Consider the following 3,219-nt stretch of genomic DNA (forward strand, 5'->3'; position numbering starts at 1 on the left):
CTCCACGGCCTTTCCGTAGACGGAGCGCTGCACCAGCATCCGGGTAGGGGCATCACAGGACTGTCCCGAATTGTTGAAGCATTCGGCGACGCTTCCAGCCACCCTGTCCTCCAGGTCGGCATCTTCGAAGACGATGTTGGGCGATTTCCCGCCGAGCTCGAGTGTGACCCGCTTGACCGTTTCGGCCGCATCCTTGCTGACCGCTATCCCGGCCCTTGTCGAGCCGGTGAACGACATCATGTCGACGTCCGGGTGTTTCGAAAGAGCCGAGCCGCAATTGACGCCGTCACCGTTCACCAGATTGAAGACGCCAGGCGGGAAGCCGGCCTCGTGGATCATCTCGGCATAGAGCATCGCGTTCAGCGGGGTGAATTCGCTCGGCTTCAACACGCAGGTGCAGCCGGTCGCCAGGGCGGGAACCACCTTGAGAGCGATCTGATTGATGGGCCAGTTCCAGGGCGTGATCAGTCCGCAAACGCCGATCGGCTCGCGCACGACGAGATCGCCGTTCGGCAGCACTTCCCGTGCCTTGACCGCGCGCAGCGCATCGATGAAGCCCTGCAAATGGCCGACACCGACGTCGGCCTGCTGCTCACGGCTCATCGTGATGGGTGCGCCGAGCTCAAGCGTTATCGTTTGCGCCATTTCATCGTAGCGCCGCTTGTAGATCGCCAACAATCTCTCCAGCAGCGCCAGCCGCTCGTCGACCGAGGTCCGCCCATAGGTCGCAAAAGCCTTCTTCGCGGCGCCGACGGCGCGTTGAATGTCGTCAACCGTTCCCATCGAAATAACCGCCACGGGCTTCTCGGTCGCGGGGTTGATGACTTCCCGGTCATGCGGGACGGCGGGATCAACCCAACCGCCATCGATATAGAACTTGCGCCTGTCGAGCATGATGCGGCCTCTTCCGGTTGAAGCTTTCGATCTTGAATGACACGTTCAGGCGAGCGCGGGGCTGAACGTCAGCAGGCTCAGGATCTCGAAAAGGACCTGCGCTCCCGCCTGCGCGGTGTTCGTGGTCGAATCGTACTGGGGAGCCACTTCGACAACGTCGGCGCCGACGAGATTGACGCCCTTCAGTCCCCGGATGAGCTCGAGCACCTCTCGCGTGGTCAGGCCGCCTATTTCAGGCGTCCCGGTGCCTGGCGCGAAGGAGGGATCGAGACTGTCGATGTCGAACGACAGATAGGTCGGTCCACCGCCGACGACCTGCCTTGCCTTCTCGATGATGGCGCCGATGCCCATATGCGGGACCTCCTCGCCATGGATGACCGTCATGCCCGAGGCATAGGAGAACTCCCACAGATACTCAGAAGGTCCCCGGATTCCGATCTGGATCGTCCGGACCGGGTCGAGCACGCCATCGAGCACTGCGTTGCGCATAGGTCCGCCATGGTGGAATTTGGTCTGGTCGAAAGGGCCGCCCGTGTCGCAATGCGCATCGATATGGATGAGCCCCACCGGGCGATCGCGGCCGACCGCTTTCAAGATCGGATGGGTGATGGAGTGGTCACCGCCGATCGAAACCGGGATGACGCCGGCGCCGACGACCTTGGAGATAGCCGCTTCGATATCCTTGTGGCTCTCCTCCAGCCTGTAGCGGCTCGCAAAAGGAATGTCCCCGACATCGGCCATTCTGAGGTCGAAGCCCGGCGCGCAGTCGAGCACGTGATTGTATGGCCCGATGCGCTCGATCGATCTCATCGCCCGCGGCCCAAAGCGCGATCCAGGCCGGTTGCTCACCCCCAGATCCATCGGCACGCCAATGACGGCGACCTGAAGGTCGCCGAAGTCGGGGTTCTTGAAATCGATCGCCTTGGACGGGAGGCTGGCGAAAGTCGGAATACCCGCATAAGGCGCCAGACGGGTGCCGCCGCTGAAGATTTTGTCGCCGACACGCCGGAATCGTGGATCATGAAATTCAGCGCTGTCAGCAAACTTTGCTCGCAACGCGGCAAGCCGCTCATCGAAATCAGCCAATTTTGTTACCTCGTTTTTCTCGATCCGTTTCAGAAGGCGTGAGCCTGCCCATCGGAGCGTGGGTCCGCGGCTCCGATCAGGACACCGTCCAACAGCTGAATGACCTGTGCATGGCCCATGACTTCTTCGCTTGCCCCCAAGACCTCGACCTGGTGTCCCAGAGCGCGCAATCCGTCCACGACCGAGTTCAAGACACCGGCCTCGACTTTTATGACCGCGCCGTCGGGCGAGGACCGGTCGAGGTACCACCGCGGCCTTGAGGCCGCCTGCTGCGGGTCAAGGCCGCCCAGCAGGACATCGATCAGGATCTGGAGTTGCGTCTGCATCTGGCCATCGCCACCCATGCAGCCCAACGAAAGGACCGGCTTCTCATCCCTGAGAACGATCGTCGGCATGAGCGTGCTGGGCGGCCGGTGACCCGGCGCCAGATGTCCCGGCAGATCGGGTTCCAGATGAAAAGCCGAGCCGCGATTTTGAAGGGTGAAACCGCCTTCCTCCACGGCAATGCACGAACCGAAATCAAAAAACAGGCTCTGGATGAGAGAGACCGCGGTGCCATGTCGGTCAACCACCGTCAGATGCGCCGTATCACCCCTTGTGACCCGCGTCGTCGGAGCTGCCGCGGTAGCGCTTCGCCATTTGCGGTCGAAAGCGGCGGCAAACCTTTTGGCGGCATCTCTTGACCATGTCGAAGCGGCAAGACCGATGAAATGCCGACGGTCGGCATTGTGCAGGTCTCGGAGCCTGAGGCCATCCGCCACCGCTTCGACCAGGACATGGACGTCGGCCGGATCCCTCCGATCGAACGATCCGTTCAGGAGCGGTTCCACTCTTGCGAGTGCGGCGAGCAACGAAAAACCCTGCGTGCTGGGGGGCGTCGTAAAGATTTCGAAGTCTGCGAACCGCGAACTGATGGGAACGGTCAACTCCGCTTCGTAGGTGGAGAGGTCATATTCGTCGATCCATCCACCCGCCTCGCTCACGGCCCTGACGATCGCCTTGGCAATCGCGCCTTCGTAGAAGTCGCGGCCGTCCGACCTGCCTATCTGCCTCAAGGCGTAGGCAAGCCTGGGCTGCCGAATGGTGTCATAAAGACGTGGCGCAAGGCCCTCTTCAGACCACAGCCTGAGCGAATTCCTTGCGCGCAGCGCATCTTCGGCAACAGCGAAACTGGCAACAGTATGACGAGTGGCCGTGAAGCCCTGCTCGGCCAAGGTTGCGGCGGGTTCGGGCCGCTCC

At 61.9% G+C, this 3,219-nt stretch carries 3 protein-coding genes; all 3 read right to left on the reverse strand.

Annotated features, from left to right (window positions below):
• A partial coding sequence (locus EOA60_RS25410) for an aldehyde dehydrogenase family protein (protein WP_128312088.1) occupies positions 1-894 on the reverse strand: 894 nt, incomplete at its 3' end.
• A 45-nt stretch (positions 895-939) separates the two neighbouring features.
• Positions 940-1,980, reverse strand: coding sequence for an agmatinase (gene speB, locus EOA60_RS25415; protein WP_127336005.1), 1,041 nt, complete (start codon positions 1,978-1,980; stop codon positions 940-942).
• A 29-nt stretch (positions 1,981-2,009) separates the two neighbouring features.
• On the reverse strand, positions 2,010-3,219 hold a 1,210-nt coding region (locus EOA60_RS25420; RefSeq protein WP_128312089.1), incomplete at its 5' end, for a gamma-glutamyltransferase.

Origin of the sequence: Mesorhizobium sp. M1A.F.Ca.IN.020.06.1.1 (assembly GCF_004023265.1) — a bacterium.
In the GTDB taxonomy this organism is placed as follows: Bacteria; Pseudomonadota; Alphaproteobacteria; order Rhizobiales; family Rhizobiaceae; genus Mesorhizobium.